The sequence below is a fragment of the Spiroplasma endosymbiont of Polydrusus formosus genome (assembly GCF_964263245.1).
In the GTDB taxonomy this organism is placed as follows: Bacteria; Bacillota_I; Bacilli_A; order Mycoplasmatales; family Mycoplasmataceae; genus Spiroplasma.
The window spans coordinates 941,364-961,933 of record NZ_OZ181656.1 but is presented as its reverse complement, the minus strand read 5'-3'; the positions used below and the strand labels follow the sequence as shown (position 1 = coordinate 961,933).

The window sequence follows — 20,570 nt, the reverse complement described above, 5'->3', positions numbered from 1 at the left end:
TAATTATATACCTTTTATTTAAAAATTTATATTTTTTGTAAAAAAATTTTAAAATTACATGTGTTATATAATTTCTTTAATGAGTTCTTCGTATGCTTTTTTTGTATTCAATAATGTGGGTTTTCCCAAATTGAACATAATTTATTTTCAACTGCTTTAAATATTTCTGATTATTTAAAATTTTGTATTTAACATTTTTGTTTCTAATTTAAAATCAAAAATAAGTTTTTTTATTTCTTATAAATAAAAATTATTTTTTACATTATTTATTAAATTTTTTAAATATGGTATTTCTCTTTTTTATTGATGACGACAAATAATTTCAAGATTATTTTTTAAATCTAAGAACCCCCTTAAATATATTAAAGCCATTATTAATTGGAACAACAATTAAATCACTTATAACTAAAAAACTTAAATTTAATTCATTTATTGTTGGTGGATAATCAATTAAAACATAATCATAACTATCAAATATATCTTTATTATTTTAATACAACATATCAGAAATTTTATATATTTCATCTTTTTCATACATGGTACCTAAAATGTATGAACTTTTGGTTAATTTTTTAGTTGCTATTAGGTCAATATTTTTATATTTATAATTAATTATAATTTTTTTAATTGATATATTTTATATTGTATTTTTTGTTGCGATTATATTTTTGATTGTTTTTTATTTATTGTTAATCATCGATAAATTCCATTGTTAAATTAGATTGGGTTTTAAATCAATAAGTAAAATTTTTTTATTATCGTAAGCTAATTTATAAGCAATATTTTTGGTTATGGTGGTTTTACCAATCCCACCCTTTTTATTACAAAAACTAATCATTTTCATAACTATTCATTATCACTTTCTATATCAATTTTTTCATATCTTTTTTCAAGTATTACTATCATTAAATTAAATTTTTTTATAATTTCGTATTATCTTTTGTTTCAAATTTTTTTAATAACCTTTTTTGATACAAAAACAGTAAGAAGCAAAATTTTTTCTTTGTTTTCTTTTTTTAAAATTATTAAAAGTTTTTGGAATAATTTTTCCTTAAATTTTTAATGTTTTTAACATTATATCAAATTTTATAAAAAATTATAAAATTAAAAATAATATAAATTTTACAATAATTATAAATTGTGTGTTTAAGTTATTAATTTTCTAATGCATCATAATAATAACAAGCAACTAAATTTCTTATGCTTGTTCCAATTAAAGTAATTGTTGCTAAAATATTTAATAATCTTTTAATAATTTATATTATTTCTGTATTTATAATTAATTTTTGTTTTATTATTTCTTATTAATGAAAAAATTGCTTTTCCATTAAAAGTTATATTATTATCTTCGTTAAGAAGAATTTCATCTGATAATAAACTTATATTTTTGTAATATTTGCACCGCTTTTTTAATTGATAATGTAATTATTTGTTTTTCATTATAATCGATAATAATTTTAGCAGTAATTGTTTCTGTAATTTTTTGTTTTAAATTTATTGTAGATTCATATTTACTTTCTCTTACTGAATAAACAATTGTTGATTTTTCATTGGTGGCAAGCTCTATTTCTTCTTCTGGCCCATTAAATGGATATAAAATCATTTATTGCTCTTGTTTATTTAAATTTGAAAAATCAAAATAATTTGATAAAGTATGTTTTTTGCTTCATATCGATAATTAATATTTACAAAGTTTACTAATTTATTTTTATCATTCATATTTAAAATTTAACCGGCTTGTGGGTTATTTTTTCCATTTTTACTTATTCTTTTTATAATTTGAAACATAAATTTTGATTTTTGATTATATTCATATTTGGGTATGCTTACTGATTTTATAATTGAATAATTGTTTTTACGTTCTTTTATAGTAAAATAAACATTTTTGAAATCATCACCTCAATTTAAATTTTTATTTCTTGTTACTTTAACATTGCTAAAATTTAAATCGCTAATATTAATATATTTTATTCCTTTAATTTTATCAATAGAGTAAAAGTTTTTGTTTATAAAATCAAAATAAACCAATTTTTGTAATAAGTTATTTAAATCAATATTATTATTTTAATCTTTATTTTTAATTTTATAATTAACAGTAACTTGACAACGATATTTTCCTTTTGTTGCTACAATTGTTGCCGAAGTTGGTGTTTTATCAATTATTTTCATTTTATTCAAATTTAAAAAATAATTATTTTCACGATTTAAATAATTTATATTATTCAAAATTGTTTTATGATCGTTGTTGTTAATTTTTATGACAGTTGTTTCACTAGATTTTAAGGCATATAAACGATTAATTGTTCTAAAATATAATATTATTGTTATTATCTATCTCTATTGAAAATACAACATCATTTATTTCGTTGATTTTTCGGGGGTTAATTTATCTTTTTTTAAAACATAAATATCATTATTACGATTTCTATAATAAGTATTATTCTTATCACTTATAAAAAGATCGGGCTTTCTCCCTCAATAATTTTAGATACTTTATTTTATCCTTCATTTAATTTATATAATGAACGATCAATTTTAAAATGAATTATATCATATTTTTCATCCCTATAAATTTCAGCATACTCCCATAATTTCAATTAATTCCTTCAATTTTTGTTAGTTTAGTTTCACCAGATTTTATAACAAAAACAACAGAATAATACATTTAAAAATAAATATTATTATTATTTAAAACATACACACTAATTTGGTTGCCATTTTTAATTTTAATTTTTGTTATAATTGTTTCGACAGATTTTAATGTATATGCCTAATTGTAAAGTTAAGTGCAACTAAATTATTTTTCTAACCAAATATTCGATTGGTGAAAGATAATTTAGTATTTTTCTTGGTCTATGGTTTAAAGACAATATAAATTTATGAACTGCATTTTTCGTGGTATTTGAAAAATTAAATTTTTTAGGAAATTTTTCTCTAATTAACCCATTAGTATTTTCATTAGTACCTCTTTGTCAGGGTGAATATGCATTAGCAAAATAAATTTTCACATTTAAATTTTTTTCAAGTTGTTGTCAATTAGCAAATTCTTTACCTCTATCAAATGTTATAGTTTTAACAAGATTATTTGGAAGAATTGATAAATAATGGCTAATGTTTTCGTTAATAACTTTAGTAGTTCTATTTTCAACTAACATTGCTAAAGTAAATCTTGATGTTCTTTCAACTAAAGTTATTAAACATGATTTACTTTTACCTCGCGATGATACTATAGTATCACCCTCTCAATGGCCAACGGTTATGCGATTATTAACATTAACATTTCGTTCTTTAATTGATTTACCATTAAATTTACCGCGATTTTCTTGAGATTTTCGTTTCTTACCTTTTTTTCTTAAATTTTTATTAGTAACCTTTTCAAGTAATCCAGAATAAATTCAATTGTAAATTGTTTTAAAACTAATAATTCATTCTTTATGAAAATTTTTAATTCTTCCATAAATTTGTTCAGGCGATCAACCTAATAATAATTTTTGTTGTACATATTTTACTAATTCTCTATTTTTAAACTTATGAAAATAAACATGTGATTGTTTTCTATTTTCTGCTTTATTTTGTGCAATTAATGAAAAATAATGATTATTATCTTTATTTCTATTAACTTCTCGAATAATAGTACTAATACTTCGATTAAGATTTTTAGCTATTTCACTAATTTTTAATTTAAATTTCAATTGATTCTCAATATAAATTCTTTCATCTATGCCAAGATGTTTATATCCCATATAAAAAACTCCTTGCTTTAATTTTTCTAAAATAAACTTAGCATCATGAAATTTTTATATGAAATTTTTTGCAATTTTATTTACTTGCACGTACAAGTATAATTTAGCATATAAACCGTTTCCTGAACCAATATATATGTTATTATTATCCTCAAAAATATAGCTTATAGCACCGAAACACCAGAAATTTTTATTAGTATATTAGTATTTTTTTTTTAAAATTAATAAATAAAAATTTCTCTGGTTGACAATGTCGGCATAAACATAAATATTTTCATTATTATCAACAAATAATTGGCCCGCCCTTTTATTATTACTATTTATTTCTATTGGCACAGCATCATCTTTTTTATAATATAAGTCTTTTGTTTGTTTGTTATAAAATAAAAATTATTATTTCTAATTATTACATATGTAATGTTTTTTACTTTTATAATTTCAAAAGCATTCATTTTTTATGATTTTAATACAAACACTTCATTTTTTAATTTAAAATAAACATTATCGTTATTATCAATATAAAGATAATTATTTAAATAGTATTTTGTTTCGATAATTTTATTTATAGTACTGTCTTTATATTTAAAATATAAAGGGCATCATTAATTAAAATATATGCATTATTTTTACCGTCAATAACAACACCAGCCTTATTATCATCAAGATAAATATTTTCAATTTTAGTGGCCGGTTATTTCACCTGATTTTATCATGTATATATAATCGCCATATCCTAAAACATATACATTATTTTTGTTATCTATAACAACTTTTTTCGTAGTAGTATTATCACACAAATATTATAAGTTAAAAATGTTTGTCTAACATTACTAATTTCAACTAATAACTTATTATTTTTTATTATGCATCATGTACGATGAACCCCCCAAAAAACAACCATTTTTATTTAACAAGAGTTGTTTTTTATTTGTAAAACCATAATTATTAATTAATTAAAAGAAAGGACAGAATCTTAAATTATTAAAATAGAAACTTTTTATCACAATTTTTTCGTTAAATTAAAGTTGTATCACACATTTATTAAATATCTTAGAAATCTTTTAAAAATGTACCTTTTTTCCAATTTTAAGGTGTTGTCCTTTCTTTATTTAAATTAATTAATTTGGATAATAAATAAAAAAACTCAATATCAAAGAAAGGGATGGGTAATGAAAATTAATAAGCAACAAAACAGTATGTGGTGTTGATAATTGCTATAAATCAATATCATTCATTACCGAATAATTTTTATCAAATAAAGTTTTATGAATTTGTGAAAAACATAAATATTTATTAAATCGTACAAAAGATAAAAAACAAAAGTTATTTTATCAGAAACTAGAAAATTCAAAAATTACCTTTGATTGAGAAACTGGTTTTTTAAAATTTTGATTTTAAAAAACAACTTAATGCAGTGTGGAACGGTTATTTTAAATAATTAAGTGATTTTATCATAGCATGAGTTTAAACTCATTACCACAGCCAGCCGAGGCAAGTACTGAAATAGTATATGAGGAAATATGTAAATCGATGCTAGTTTATTAGAACTAAGCGATAGTCGTGCTAAGTGCAAGGTCAACATCAAACGACAATAAATATTGAGATGGACACTTTATAAATAAATTTGCGATAGATATTACTTTTAAAAGTGGTAGCGGTTTTAAAAATCACAAAGCTAGCATTAGGCTCTTCAAGGTGCAAGTTAATTTATTTTAAAAACTTAAAGATATAATGGTCTGAAATAGCGCGGATGAAGATAGAGAATTTTCTGGCGTAATCAATAAAAAACAACTTTCGACTATTGAATAATATACCGTAATCACTCACCTCCAGAGAAGCTGATGGCGTAGTAAAGTAAATAGATAAATACTTATATAACTAATTATCGTTTTGGTACTTTAATTTGGGAGTGAATGCCAGCTAATTAAAAATAGGAGGAAATATAATGACATAATGTAAAAGTTTGTATATTAATAAAAATTGAAATAAAATAACAACATCATTTAATTTGGTTATTTGTAAAGCTGTTGTTTGTCGTATTTATCATCATAAAAATCATTATGATTTACAATGTGTAGAATGAGCAAAAATGTATTTAAATTTATTTTAAAATAAATAATGTTTTATTGTTTCTTATATGCGACATTACAAAATTAATGATATTTTAGATTTACCATTATATGGTTGAAAAATATTACAAATTGAGAAAAAAATTAATCAAATTTAATGGAGGTAATTATGAAAAAATTTGTCTTAAACAAAAATACTGAGGTTATTGTTTTAAATGCAATATAGAAAATAAATTAAATTAATTAATACTTAAAAGTTATCAAGTATCACAAGAATATATTACTGATGAACATTGAGCATTAAACAATAAAAATAATTAGGAGGAATAAGAAAATGTCATATTGTATTATTGATTACTTAAATGAAAAATTAATTAACAATAAAGCATTAAAAATTAGTAATAAAGATATTATTTATGCACAAATTGATAGTTATTATGATATTAGTTGATAATTAAATTTATATCTTAAATTTGGTAATTAAGAACAACGTGTGGTAATATTTCATTGCCAACAAATTTTAACTTAAATTTAAAATGATATGAAATTGATGAGGTTAAATGTTTAATAATTAACTATTTAGAATATGAATAAACAGATTATGGGGTGATAAATTATTAACAATACATGAAAAAAGATGAAAATGATTCTGTTTATACATAATATGGTTTTATTTAATATTGCATTAGAGGAACGTCACTCATAATAAAGTGCATATGAATATGTTGATAATTTAATTTAAGAAATGGAATTAGAGGAATATAATAATGAATAAATTTATTGGAATTGGTAAAACAATTAAGGATATTGAAATTAAAAAAACACAAAATAGTAAATAATATGTCATATTTAAATTAGTAGTAATAATATCTTATTCAACACAAAAAGAAAATGATTTTATACTTTGTCAAGTTTGAAATAAGCAAGCAATTGTTTTACAAAAATATTATCAAAAAGGAAGTAAAAGTGCTATTGTTGGTATTTTACAATTTATAAAATTAAAAATAATCGAAAAAGTAAAAAGACTAACATTTGTTAGCCTTTTTACTAATTATAATTCAATTAAAACTTTAATTCCTGGCCCCATTGTTGTTGTTACAGAAATATTTTTAATATATGTTCCTTTAATAACAGCGGGTTTGACCTTACGAATTGTTTCATAAATTACATCGTAATTAGCTTTTAAAGCTTCTGTTTTGAATGATGCTTTTCCAATAATTGAATGAATGTTTCCATTCTTGTCAACACGATATTCAACTTTCCCTTTTTTAACATCACCAATTGCTTTGATAACATCTGGCGCAACTGTTCCTGTTTTAGGGTTTGGCATTAGCCCCTTTGGTCCTAATAACTTCCCAATTTTTCCTAGTTCAGCCATAATATCTGGTGTTGCAATAACAACATCGAAATCAAATCAATTTTCTTTTTTAATTTTTTCAATTAAATCTTTACCCCCAACAAAGTCAGCGCCAGCTGCTTTTGCATCAGCTTCTTTACTTTTTGTTAAAACTAAGATTCGTTGTGTTTTTCCGGTTCCTTTTGGTAACACAACTGCCCCCCGAATTTGTTGGTCAGCATGACGAGGATCAACATTTAAATTAAAAGTTACTTCAACTGTTGAATCAAATTTTGTTGTTGCAGTTTGTTTTGCTAGTTCAATTGCTTCTACAATTGAGTATACCTTATTTTTATCAACTAACTCAGCAACTTTGTTATATTTTTTTCCAAATTTTGCCATCATTAGTTTTTCTTTTTCTTACTTGGCATACCTTCAACAACAATTCCCATATTGCGAGCAGTTCCTTCAATAATATGCATTGCCGCTTCAACATCATTTGCATTCAAATCAACAATTTTATATTCCGCAATTTTGCGAACATCATCTGCTGAAATTGTTGCTACTTTTTCACCCTTTGCTTTTGCTGATCCCCTTTGGATTTTAGCTGCTTTTTTTAATAAAATTGCTGCGGGGGTTGTTTTTAATTCAAATTTAAATGTTTTGTCATCAAAAACAGTAACAATAAAAGGAACAACATCACCCATGCGGTCTTTTGTTGCATTGTTAAATTGTGTACAAAACTGCGGCATGTTAATTCCTAATGAAGCTAGCTCTGGCCCTGGTTTTGCTTGTCCTGCGTTAAATTCTAATTTTGCAATTCTTATAATTCTTGCCACGAGCAATTCCTCCTTTTATTCAAATTCTCGCTGTGGTCCAAACGTAATGTTACCATTACTATCACATTTAAGCATATTCTAAAAATCAGAATAAATGCCTAGTCAATTGTAACAATAAACAAAAAAAAAAACAACTTTATTTTAAAATATTACGCTATAGTTGCTGAAAAACATAAAAATAATATTGAATTAAATTCAATATTATTTTTATAATAGCATTAAATTTTTATTCGTTAATAAAAATCCACCCCAATGCTCCGACCATAATAAAAAGATTAGGTATGGCCCATAAATAAGTTCAGTGTGATTGATAATCTGTTTTCACAAAAAATCCAACTAAGAAAATTAATGCTAAGCCAGTAGTGGCAATTACTCACAATATTGATCAAAAGCCTGATTTGATTGATATAGTGGAATTAAAATATACAAAATTCCTTAAAAGCAAAAGAACCGGTCAATTTGTGTCTTATCCATAAATTGAAGTTTTTGTTATAACACCGGCATAAAACAAAATACCAATAATAATAATTAAAACTGCGTCAACAAACATTAAAATTTTTTGTCATGTTAATGTTTTAATAATTCCATCCCCTTCTTATAATTATAATTAATTATATAAGAAAATTACAAAATTATTTTGTAATTTTTATAACCTGTAGTATTAAAAAAATTTCAATTTCGTGATGTTAAATATATCAAAACATCAGTCACACAAAAGTATTATTAATTGCAATAATTAGTTGTGGTGAAATATATTGGACTTTACTTTTACTGATGATTTTAAAATAAAAACCTCAGTGGGATAATTGGTATTTTATTTTATTAAAATTATAATTTATTCAATCTTCTTGATAATTTAATAATTTAGATCTATTTAAAACATACCGTGATTCTTAGTTTTTTACATTTTAATTGAACATTTACTAACAAAGTTTAATGTAAATATTTATTCCCACTTGAATTTTATTTTCAGTGATACTTAAAATTATATATATTGCCTTATGAATTTCCGTCTACAACAAACCATTCCAATAGTTATAATTTCATCAAACAAATTATTTACCATCCACCTATTAAACCGTGACCGTATGCGAATCACGAATTGTTTTTCATTGTTAAAATTATTTTTGAAACCTGTCATTTAATTTCTTCATATTATTACTATTTTTAAGATCTTGTCATTTATCTTTGACCATAATTGTGTAACCACCAACAGGAGTATTTTGGATTAAAAGGAATTATAAATACAATTATTATCATCACTTTTTGCAAATGATATTTGCTCATAAAGATTCGTTAAATCCCGCATATAAACATTATCATCAAACTGTAATTTCGGCATTATTTCATCAATATTTATAATATTTTTAAAATAAATATAAATGTGCGTTTCTTTATTAAATTAAATTAAGATCTAATTAACCTTTTTGTTGGAACGTATTTTCTGCAAATGATAAATAATTAATTATTATATCCAATTGTAATTTGTTCTGTTTCCTCTGGTTTAATTTGATAAATTAAATATGGGTTATAATATTAAAATGATTAATCAACATTATGACAAGCAATCGTTGTTAGGGTTGGTGAAACAATAAATGTATAATTTAGGAATAGTAATAATATCTTTTTCATTTTTTTAGCAAATTAACAATGGACAATTTAATTCTAGTTACAGTAAAATAAAAGCATCCCCCAACATGCTTTTTACATAACAATCACTAAATTATTTATTTACAAAACAATTACACGACTCACATCCGGAAGTTATATATAGTTATATATTATATATATAATAAGACTAATTAAATTTAGAAAAGTATACTGACTTAACTTCATTCTACCAATTGCCTTCCTCAAAAATTCTTTTCATTGTCTTGTGTGGTTTTCGTTAATATCATAGTTGATGGGACAATAGTTGATGGGACAGCTCAAGATTTGCACTTTATTTCCTAACTATAAATAATTATTTATTAAATTGTTTAAAACTATCACACCATATTTTATTTATATTTATAATAACTTAATAATAAAAATTAAAGTAACAAAAGCAATACTTAATCACAAACTAATTACAGAAGGCAGTCAAACATTATGTAAATAAGTAAAATATGTTAAATTAGGACATAAATTGGAATATAAAATTCATTTGACAACATTTCAAAAGCAAGTACTTCCCATTATTGGTGATACATAATTTAATGATAAAAATAACTAATAAAATTTTAAATTTTATCATTCCGAACAACCCTGGTCAGGAAAATAGCCTTGTTTAAAAACAAAAAATTATAAAAAGCAAAATTGCCATTACTAAGATAACTTTTAAATAGTTCGAACAAAAAGCAATTAAAATATCAAATAAAAATGCTAAGAATAATCATAAAATAATTGCTCAAAATAAGCCATATCAATTAATTCATTCAACACGAATTGCTTCCTTATAACTAAGAAAAGCAATTTTTAATAACCGTAATGAGCCAACTAAACTAGTAATTAAATTAATTAGTACCAAAACCAACACTAAATGATAAATTAAAACTTTTAGTAAATGTAACTGGCGGGAAAAAGTAGTTTTTCGAAAACCATAAAAATCAATCGCTAAATCAAGAATACCATTTGAAACCCCTGCTAATAAAATTGAACCATGAAAAGCTAAATAACTAGCATTACTATTAAACATATTGGTAACACGCGTACTAATAAAATATAAAATAACTGGTAATAATAATGTTATTAAATAAATATTTAATGATGTAAATCAACATTTGTTAACAACACGTAATAATGATAAATTCAGCCCTTACCCTTACCCTTACCCTTACCCTTACCCTTAATTTTTAATCACTGATAATAATATTTTCTATTTTAACATCATGTTCTTTAATTGGCGATGACTCAGAAATTAACTATTCACATAATTAAATGTTAATTCCAAGACAGTGTGCTGATATTTTGTTAAAAATCGATCATAACACCCATAACACCCTTTCCTTATACCCAATCGAAAATGGAGGTGGTCCAAAAGCAACAATTATAACAAAAACAACAAGTTCTATTTGTTTAACATTAATTATTAGCAACGATGTTAATGGTTCATAAATCCCAAACTGCGAATTAAGTTCTAAATCAGTTGTTAAATTATAAATATGATGAAATTGTAAATTATTTTCAACTACTCTGGGTAATAAGACATCAACCTTTGCCGCTAATAATTGTTCAATATAATTGTTCAATAATAAGAACGATATCAACTTCACCTTTAACTCTGAATAATAAATAGCAATATTTTTGCTATTTTGAACTGCTTAATGCTTTTTTTATCATTAAAAATTTTTGTTTCTTTTTATTGACATAAATAAGACTGATAAAAACTTATTTCAGAATATTAACTTTTCTTGTTGAATTTGTTGCTTTTATAAAGAATCGCCATTAGCCAACACTGTTTCCCGCACTGTCTTTTCCATATTCATTTTATAATTAATTGATTTAATTCAACGGTATATTCCCGTTGGTAATTCTCCCGTAAAGGTTCTAAAAATCCCATAATAATCATTTCTAAAGATTATTTCTCAGATAAATCACGGTTTCGTTAATAAAACAGTTGTTATTCGGAAAATTTACTTACTGTTGCTTCGTATTCAATTTGTGATTAATTATTATAAACCTTGTTTTAGGAAATTGTATCAAAGTATTATTTTCCATCTAAAATTAAGGTATCACATTCAACACAATCTTTTAAACACTGTGCTTTATGACCAATATAAAATAAGACACGATAATTGGCTGTTCCCCCATTAAAAGTCGTTTATTTATAAATAATCTTAGAAGAGGTATTTTTCCCTAAATGAATCATTTTTGAACCGGTATCTTGAATCACATTTTATTTAGCAATAGCAGTTTAAATACATTGTCTCTTACTATATATTCCCCTTTAAAATAACACTAGAATATTTCATATTAATTTTTGAACCAATGTTATCATCAATTCATTCAATTTGACCATTTTCCTCAACAATACTCTGTTTTGTAACTAAATATAAAATATTATTACTTCAATTTTTAACTGTGGTATAATGCATTTTAGCATTTTTCCCAACAAAAATTTCAAAAATCGCTTGCACGAAAGAATCACGCGAATAAATTGGCGATGTATAACCTTCAATATAATGCAACTAAACATTATTGTCAATAATAATTAATGTTCGTTCAGACTGCCCACTATTCTGATGATTAATCCGAAAATAAGCTTGTAGTGGTTTTTCTAATTTAACGCCTTTCGTAACATAAATAAATTATCCCTTCGATCAAATTGTCCCATTTAACGCCGCATATTTATTATCCGTATTAGGAACTAGTGTTCCAAAATATTTTTTAAATAATTCCGAATGTTCTCATAATTCCGTATCACAATTTCAAAAAAAATAATCATCTTTTATTCAACTTGTTTCAACATACTACCCCACAAACATATTAACTATCATATTGGGCTTTAATTCCAGCTAAATATCCCCCTCTTTTTTTGTTCTGCCTCTGATAATCCTAATATAATCAAAGGTTTCTTTAATTTTTTAGGAGCTTCTTCTCATTTTATCACAATATGTTCTGTTGACTTAACATAATAAATATACTCATTAAAATTCATAAATTGGAGATTTTGACCTTAACTTGGGTTTTTCATTTTTAAAAAATTATGATTTTGATTGTAATCAAAATTCTTGCATTAATGTTGGTTAATTTTAATGATCTTAAATTTCATTAATAATTGTCTCATTAATATCTTCTTCCTGTATTATTATAGTATAAAATTATAGTAGAAAATGTCTCCGTAATTAAAACAATATTTATAACTAGAAATTTATTTAATTTATTTTTCTTGTTTTAATTTTGGCATTAATAAGGCCTCCTTTATTTTTTAATTATAATTTGCTTTTAAATTCTAATAATAATGTTTGAAAACCATCAACACCAATTGTGGCACATTTAATTCGATTCGGTTGTTTTGGAATATTAATAAAAGCAATTAAATCATTTATTTTTTTTTCATCATATGATTGTTCAAAAATCATTGCTAAATAATTATCAATAATTGCTAAACTTCTCACAATTGTTTTTCCTTCTAATTCTTGTGCCACAATATCCGTTGACGCTATTGAAATGGCACAACCCACACCGTCAAAACGAGCACTAATAATCTTATTTTTTTCAATAATTAATTCTAAATAAATGTTATCAACGCAAGACTCTGAAGCTTGATTAATCGAATAAACCACTGGTTTTTTGGTTAAACCTTTATGTTGTGGCTCTGAATAATGGTTCATAATAATTTGTCGTAAAAACATTGGGTTATTTTTATTAAATTCCATTTAAACCAACCCACCTAAAAAATCTTGCTCATCAACAAGGGCTGATACTAATAAATCAATATCTTTATAACTATTATAAATTGAAAAACTAACTCTAACGGTATTTTTTTCAGGAATAACTTCACCAATTAAACGGGCACAATGATCGCCGCTTCGCACTGTAATATTATTCCGACTTCCTAAATGCATCGCAACATCTTGGCAAAAAACATTTTGAATATTAAAAACTAAGGTTGCTGCTTTAGAATCGACATTATAAATTATTGCTTTATCTTTTAATTTTTCATTAAACTGTTTAATCGCATATCGCTTTAATTGGTGGGTGTATGTAATAATTTCTTGCAAAGTAACTGCATTAATAAAATCGATTGCTGCTCCAAATCCAAAAATATCAGCAATATTAGCTGTTCCTGCTTCTAGCCTTTCTGGTATTTTTTTTACACTATAATTTAAACCATCACTATCAATTCAGACATTCATTCCCCCACCAACTATTAAAGGTTTTAATTCTAATAATAATTTTTCTTTTCCTCATAAAATTCCAATTCCCATGGGTCCAAAAATTTTATGTGCTGAAAAAGTAATAAAATCAACATCTCATTTTTGTACATCAGTTGGCATATGAATAACCCCTTGAGCACAATCAATAACAACAATTACCGCTGAATTAATCTTTCTAATCATTGCAATAATGGATGTCGGATCATTTTCATATCCTAAAATATTTGGTACGTTAGCAAAAGCAACAATTTTTGTTTTAGCAGAAATCATTTTTGCTAATTGTTCTAAATTAATTCTAAAATTTGTTTCTGGTAAAAATTTAACAACTGCTTTTTTTTCTTGAGCTAAACGGTATCACGGTAAAATATTAGCCCCATGTTCTTGTTTTGTAATTAAAATTTCATCACCATTCATAATTTTTGAACTTAAACCATAAGCAATTTGATTTAAACCATATGTTGCTCCGGGTGTAAAAATAACTTCGGTTACTTTTTTAGCATTAATAAACTGTTGAATTTTCTTACGAACAATATCATATTTAACATTTGTTTTATATCCTAAAATACTATCAATATTATGGGGATTAGTTCCATAATTTGTATAGTACTCACCAATCGCATCAATAACAACTTGTGGTTTTAAACTAGTTGCGGCACTATCAAGATAAATTTGTTCAGCATTATTTTTAAAAAAAGGAAATTTTCTTTTAATTTCTTTATAATCAATCATCGTTATTCTCCAATCTCTTTATCAATTTCATTAATAATATTTTTTTGTAATTCTTCGTTTTCAATTGCATCAATTACATTTTTTAAACAACCCATACAAATTAATTTTCGGGCCTACGTTATTGTTAATTCTCTTGTTTGTAAATAAAATAATTATCCTGGGTCAATTATTCCGACCATATTAGCATTACTAGCCTTAATATCATTTTCATCAATTAATAAAATTGGACCATAAATGATTTTTGAAATTTTATCAAAAACCAACAACCTTAATTCTTGATGTGCTTTTGATTAATTCATTGTTTTTTTTCAAAATTACTAGTACATTTAACAGTTTGTAATTAATTATCTTTAGCAATTGAACATGTCTTAATTTCACTTTTCGTTCTCAACGCTAAGTAATGAGCATAAATAATTGTTTTTTTATAATAATCATATGTTGACAAACTTGCCAAATAATATTTCAAAATATTATGTTTCCTTTGCAAATTAAAAGTAACCTTTTTCGTAACACCACTATTAACAATATTTAAGTGATAAGTATTAACTTGGGTTTTTTATAATTTATTATAAAAAAAATTGGACGCTTGTTAACATTAATGATTTTTATAAATATTAATAATACTATTTTGACTATTCGCAGGAATATTATAGTTAATTGTTACTTCTGATGTTAAATTTAAAAAACAAAAAAGTTTTATTAACAAGATTATAAACAAAATTAATATCAATAACTTTCCTGGGTTGTTTTTATTCTTAACGGTTAATTCCGATGTTGCTGCATAAACATTAAATTTATCACTAACAATCTCTTGTTTATTTATTAAAACACATTTTTTTATTTTTCACAGTTAAATTTAACTATTTGTAATAATCATTCGTAAACTTCCTTGTTAATTTTTTAACTAAACTATAATCGTCACTTTTCACAATTTTATATTTAACAATAACAGGCACATGTGTCTGTTTAACTAAATAAAAAAAAAAAAAAAACGATCATAATGCGAAACAACAATTGCCGCAAAATTTTTATTTCGCATTTTTTAATTCGGTACTAACAACATTTAAAGCATCAACATCTAAGCCCAAATCAATTTCATCAATTAAAGCTATCATTAGCTTTAATAAATTTAATTGTAAAATTTCATTTTTTTAGCCTCCATAAAAACCAGTATTTAAATAACGACGAATCATACTATCATCAATTTTTAAATTATTAATATTATGATTAATATCTTGATATAACTCGGGTAACTTAATTGGCAAATCACGATGTGCATTAATAATTGCTTTTTAAAAATCTAAATTAAAAACTCCCAAAATTTCAAGTGGTGATTGCCTTGCGAAAAAAATTCCCATTTTGCTTCGTTCACCTACTGTTTTTCTAAAATGCTTTTATCATCAATTAAAATATTCCCGCTTTTAACGTTATAGCTAGGATGTTCCATTATTGTTGACAATAAAGTTAATTTTCCATTTCCATCAGGTCTCATTAATCATTAATTTCATTAATATTAATAGTTAAATTTAAAACATTTTAAATAACCTAATTATCCGCCGAAACAAATAGATTTTTTATTTCAATTGTTTTCACTTTAATCCCTCCTTTGGAATATTTTTATGCCAATCCAGAAGTAAAATTATCTTTATTTTTTTTAATAAAGTCTATTTTTATTGTACAATAAAAATAGACTTTATTCTATTTTTTTTAATAGAATGTATTTAGTATTTTTTATCAAAAAGTACAAAAATAAAAAAGTTAAAAGGAAGGATGAACTAAAATGAGAAAACTATTATCATTACTGAGCATCATGATAATAGTGTCCACAACCGTGGTCACAACGAGTTGTAGTACTAAAGATAAAAATAATCAGCACAAAAATGAAAATGGAGGAGACAGTATTTGAGCATGAATTCCAGGAATTTTTGGGGGAAAAAAAATTACTTCACCCGATATTTGAATTGTTCTAGAAAATCCATTTGTAAATGCGGGAAATGGAAAATGAATAAATAACCCAACCAAATGAGATGGACCTACTAAAATTAAAATGTCAGTACAATTATCATTAATTTTAAGTGTTGCAATTTTGGCCAACCCCAGCAAGTTCTTTGTAAATAATAAAGAAAATAATATTGATACCGCAGATTATAAAGACTTAGTAAACATTTTAAATAAACAATGAGAATTATTGGTTACAAGTACAAATAAAACTGTTGAGAAAAAGAAACAAAGCTTTAAAGATAGCGACAAAAAAAAATGAGAAAAAAAATACCATGATTTTTTAGATTCAAACTATAAAGATATTAGTGGTGCTAGTGATAACAAAAAATATGAAATTGAAGAACAAAATTATAAGGCAGCTATTATGACAACAGGAATTGATGGCGGTGTTAGTGCAACGCAAATGTTAACTAACACTTTATTGAATAATAATATGCGTGTATATAAACAAAATACTACTAACAGTTCAGTTGAACTCTTAAAAGGTTTTGCTGCTTTCCTTAAAGATAAAAAATCAGCAAAAGAATGAAATATTAATAATCAAAATTTACGAATTCAATTAGCCTTAGCTTTTACTTGAGATAAAAGTAAAAATTCTTTTGGTGAAGATTTTAGTAAATTAACAATTAATGAGATTGACAATCGTCTTGACAAAATTGCAAATGATTTAAAAACACATAATTATAACCATTTAGAATATATGAACGGTAATCGTCCGCCGGTTTCAACACCTGTTTTTGAAAATTCAACAGCAACATCTATTGGAACACCAATATTAGGTGAAACATATGATATTGGACAACTTTCATTATTTCAAAAATATATGACTGAAAAATGATTTCAAAATGAAAAACCATTAGCAATTTCAAAAATAACTTATGGTTTTAAATCAGGTGTGACACCAACCGATACCGGCTTTACAGCAGATAGTTTTGATGAAGCAACAAAAAAACAAATTAATACTGATCTAAAAAATTTAAAATCATCTAAAAACTGAGATGACTTTGTTACTAACAGCGAAGGAACCGTTATCCCATCAAGTGACTTATTAACATTAAGTACACAAGCTGATTATGTTAAATCAAATATTTTAAAATCAAGTGTTTATGAAAGTATTAATGCGATAGGAGAAACTGCACCTGCCGATATAGATGCTGTAATAACTAAGATCAGTCGTAAAAATCAAGGTGACGAAATTAGTGCCAACTGAACAATTGGAAGTGTTGGCGGCGATATGGTTGTTAGTTTCTTTGATACAAATGGTTTAAATTTAGTTCATATTGATGGTCGTGAATATTTGCAAAATGCAACTGCATCGTCATATAAATACTATAATATTGATTGACAATTCAAAAGTTTAAATTACTCAAGCAATACTTATGGTGCAATGGATGATAAATCAGAAATTATAACAACTGATAAAGCAAAACAAATGATGAATACTCAATTTAGTAATGCTCAATACTTATGGTATCTAATAAACCGTAGCTTAGTTAATAATAGTAACAACAGTAAACTTAAATTTAAAGTTTTAGATGAAGTTAAAAAATACGCTACTTTAAGTTCGAGTTCTGGTTCAGCGGGTGATAAAACATGATGATGATGAATTTTTGACTTTTTTAATAACTTTAATAATAAAATTATAACAAATAATACAACCCCGCAAGAGTGGTTAAAAAAATTTATTACTTTTAATAATGATGGCGAAGGCCAAAATAGTGCCAATTGATTTATTTCAATTATTAATGCGATGTCATCTAATTTAGCTGGAGGAACTGTTCAACGTTTATACAGTAGTTTTGAGGCAGAAAACAAAACAATTGAAGGTTATAAAATTGGTGGATCAGCGGCTAAAATTAAAACAAAAGATATTGTTCATAAAATTAGCAACGCAAAAGTATGAAATGAAGAAATCAATGCCAATTACGCCGTGGCAAACAACAACGCAGCAGAAACAACAGCGTTTTTAACACAAACAAGTGCTACAACAATGATAAGTCCAACGACAAATCCAGCAATTTACTATAAAGGAGGTATACGATAATGAAAAAATTACTAAGCCTTTTAGGTGTAGTATCCCTTACTTCGTATGTTAGTACATCAACCCTTGTTGCTTGTACAAAAAAATCTTTTGAAAGATTTACTGAACCCGCGATTGCTGATCAAGTTAAAAGTTGAATTATTGCCCAAATTAATGCAGAAGATGCATCGGGTGTTGTTAAATATTCTTTCAATGATATTTTTACTAAAGCAGCATTAAAAGAAATAGCAATAAGATTATTAGATACTAATATTTCAAAATATTTCTACGCTTCTGAAGAAGCAACAAGAGCTCGTTATACAGGAGTGTCAATTGATATTAGTCAACCTGACTCATTATTAATTAAACAATTTATCAATTTTGTTGAACAAGTAGCCCTTGATAATTTAAGTACAAAATACTTTACTGGAATATTTAATTCAACTCCATTAGAAACAACAATCGCCGGACAAGGATACACTCCCGACTATCAAACTGAAAAATGATATGTTGGCGGTACTCAATCACACTTCTGAACAGGTACATCTAACGTAGATTATAAAAAATCACGAAAAGAACAAAAGGAAAATAACTTTAAAATTAAAATTAAAAGTGCTGGTAACAATTATGATGACTTTAATGCAATGTCAGAAAATGAAAAAAAAGCAGCATTAAAAGTTCGTTTTAACGATTATTATATTCACGTCGAAGTACCGGCAGTTATCGATAAAATTATTACAGCGACATATTTACACCAAAACGAAATTAAACGTTATGGAAGTATTGATAATAGTGTAATTTATTTAAATCGAAATAGCGCTTTATTTAATGCCACTCAATCATGAGACACCGTTAGTGGTTCACGATGAAAATCTTATCTTAAAATGGTTTGAGAATTAAAATTAGATAAAGAAAGTTTAGATAAATTATTCGCAATAAGCAGTCCTTTGGCAAAAGTTGAAGAATTAAATTATAATTTAACTAATTATAAAAATGTCTTAACAGATACTCTAACAAAAATATTTAATAATAAACAAAATAATGTATTTGATAACATGATTAAAGATGGAATTGATCCAATCGTTGGTATTAGTGGATTTAAAGGATTCGTAGGAATTGACAAAAGCAAAAATGATATTTTTACAACCCTAAGCAATGCTGATGCATATAAACAAAAAATTATTGATACAGTAACTCCGGGAATTATTAAATCTGGCGAGGGAACAGATCCTTCAAGCTATCAATTCTTAGATGCTAATAAAAGATATGGTTCAGTTGTGTTAGTTTTACCAATCTATGCCATTGATTTAATGAAAAACATGAATATCAACTATAAAGATGATGATAAAAATAACAAAAAATTATCATTAACTTGATATGGTTCAGGCGGAATACCAACTGATTTAGACCAAGCTTGGTTAGCGCAACAAGGCGGCGCTAAACGTTCATTATCATGATTATACAAAGAAAAAGGTTACTTAGGAACACACAATGAAACAGGAAGCCCACTTTATAATAACAAAGGAGCCCCTATTGACATTACTAAAAATACAAAAGGACAAATCATAAAATGAATTGAATATACTTTTGCTCAACAACAAAACTTACAAACAGCAGCAAAAACAAGATTATATTCCCTTGCCCTTGCTAATAATTCTGAGAATGTTTATTCACAAATCTTATATGACGCAATTGGATCATTCATTATTAAAAAAGAAGATTAAAAAAAAGAGTGCATAAGACTGCACTAATTTTAGTAAGTACTAATAAAAAGTATTTACTATTTTTTAATTATATATTTTTCTTTACGCTTTGAATATAAATTATTTCATTTCATAACATCTTGTATATATTATTAATGTGAATTATATTAATAGGTTACAAGAAGTTGAACCATATTTATGTGGACTTTCAAATAAAATATAATTATGAAGAAAGTAAGAATATAAAAATAGGAAGAAATTAATATACC

At 24.9% G+C, this 20,570-nt stretch carries 16 protein-coding genes; 3 read left to right on the top strand and 13 right to left on the bottom strand.

Going from position 1 to position 20,570, the window contains the following annotated elements; genetic code table 4:
• Positions 1–328: 328 nt before the first annotated feature.
• The 5 genes from ACE38S_RS05020 to ACE38S_RS05000 form a co-directional block, all read right to left on the bottom strand.
• Entirely contained in the window at positions 329–478 is a 150-nt protein-coding gene (locus ACE38S_RS05020; RefSeq protein ID WP_374697147.1) for an AAA family ATPase, read from the bottom strand.
• A gap of 234 nt (positions 479–712) precedes the next feature.
• Entirely contained in the window at positions 713–838 is a 126-nt protein-coding gene (locus ACE38S_RS05015) for a ParA family protein (protein WP_374696660.1), read from the bottom strand.
• 513 nt (positions 839–1,351) lie between these two features.
• Entirely contained in the window at positions 1,352–1,603 is a 252-nt protein-coding gene (locus tag ACE38S_RS05010; RefSeq protein WP_374696659.1) for a hypothetical protein, read from the bottom strand.
• A 461-nt stretch (positions 1,604–2,064) separates the two neighbouring features.
• Positions 2,065–2,226, bottom strand: coding sequence for a hypothetical protein (locus tag ACE38S_RS05005; protein WP_374696658.1), 162 nt, complete (start codon positions 2,224–2,226; stop codon positions 2,065–2,067).
• Between the two features lie 566 nt (positions 2,227–2,792).
• Entirely contained in the window at positions 2,793–3,743 is a 951-nt protein-coding gene (locus ACE38S_RS05000; RefSeq protein WP_374696657.1) for an IS30 family transposase, read from the bottom strand.
• A gap of 1,963 nt (positions 3,744–5,706) precedes the next feature.
• On the opposite strand from ACE38S_RS05000, the gene ACE38S_RS04995 reads away from it, so the two are divergent.
• Entirely contained in the window at positions 5,707–5,853 is a 147-nt protein-coding gene (locus ACE38S_RS04995; protein ID WP_374696656.1) for a hypothetical protein, read from the top strand.
• Positions 5,854–6,863: 1,010 nt separating this feature from the next.
• On the opposite strand, the gene rplA is transcribed toward ACE38S_RS04995, so the two are convergent.
• From rplA to ACE38S_RS04955, 8 genes are all read right to left on the bottom strand, one after another.
• Positions 6,864–7,550, bottom strand: a complete 687-nt coding sequence (gene rplA / locus ACE38S_RS04990) for a 50S ribosomal protein L1 (protein ID WP_374696655.1) — start codon at positions 7,548–7,550, stop codon at positions 6,864–6,866.
• Positions 7,551–7,552: 2 nt separating this feature from the next.
• Positions 7,553–7,987, bottom strand: coding sequence for a 50S ribosomal protein L11 (rplK, locus tag ACE38S_RS04985; protein ID WP_374696654.1), 435 nt, complete (start codon positions 7,985–7,987; stop codon positions 7,553–7,555).
• 2,269 nt (positions 7,988–10,256) lie between these two features.
• Entirely contained in the window at positions 10,257–10,664 is a 408-nt protein-coding gene (locus ACE38S_RS04980; protein ID WP_374696653.1) for a hypothetical protein, read from the bottom strand.
• A gap of 238 nt (positions 10,665–10,902) precedes the next feature.
• Positions 10,903–11,217 carry a hypothetical protein gene (locus ACE38S_RS04975; protein ID WP_374696652.1) on the bottom strand — a complete coding sequence of 105 codons (315 nt, stop codon included), beginning with the start codon at positions 11,215–11,217 and terminating at the stop codon, positions 10,903–10,905.
• Positions 11,218–11,901: 684 nt separating this feature from the next.
• Entirely contained in the window at positions 11,902–12,156 is a 255-nt protein-coding gene (locus ACE38S_RS04970; protein WP_374696651.1) for a SufD family Fe-S cluster assembly protein, read from the bottom strand.
• A gap of 744 nt (positions 12,157–12,900) precedes the next feature.
• Complete coding sequence (sufU, locus tag ACE38S_RS04965) at positions 12,901–13,347, bottom strand: Fe-S cluster assembly sulfur transfer protein SufU (RefSeq protein ID WP_374696650.1); 447 nt, start codon at positions 13,345–13,347, stop codon at positions 12,901–12,903.
• Positions 13,348–14,577 (bottom strand): aminotransferase class V-fold PLP-dependent enzyme, encoded by a 1,230-nt coding sequence (locus ACE38S_RS04960; RefSeq protein ID WP_374696649.1) that lies wholly within the window; start codon positions 14,575–14,577, stop codon positions 13,348–13,350.
• A gap of 340 nt (positions 14,578–14,917) precedes the next feature.
• Positions 14,918–15,043 carry a hypothetical protein gene (locus ACE38S_RS04955; RefSeq protein WP_374696648.1) on the bottom strand — a complete coding sequence of 42 codons (126 nt, stop codon included), beginning with the start codon at positions 15,041–15,043 and terminating at the stop codon, positions 14,918–14,920.
• 1,344 nt (positions 15,044–16,387) lie between these two features.
• Between ACE38S_RS04955 and ACE38S_RS04950 the strand changes: the two genes are divergently transcribed.
• Positions 16,388–18,622 carry a hypothetical protein gene (locus tag ACE38S_RS04950; RefSeq protein ID WP_374697146.1) on the top strand — a complete coding sequence of 745 codons (2,235 nt, stop codon included), beginning with the start codon at positions 16,388–16,390 and terminating at the stop codon, positions 18,620–18,622.
• Positions 18,622–20,322, top strand: a complete 1,701-nt coding sequence (locus tag ACE38S_RS04945) for a lipoprotein (RefSeq protein WP_374696647.1) — start codon at positions 18,622–18,624, stop codon at positions 20,320–20,322. The genes ACE38S_RS04950 and ACE38S_RS04945 overlap by 1 nt, the downstream gene beginning before the upstream one ends.
• Positions 20,323–20,570: the final 248 nt, after the last annotated feature.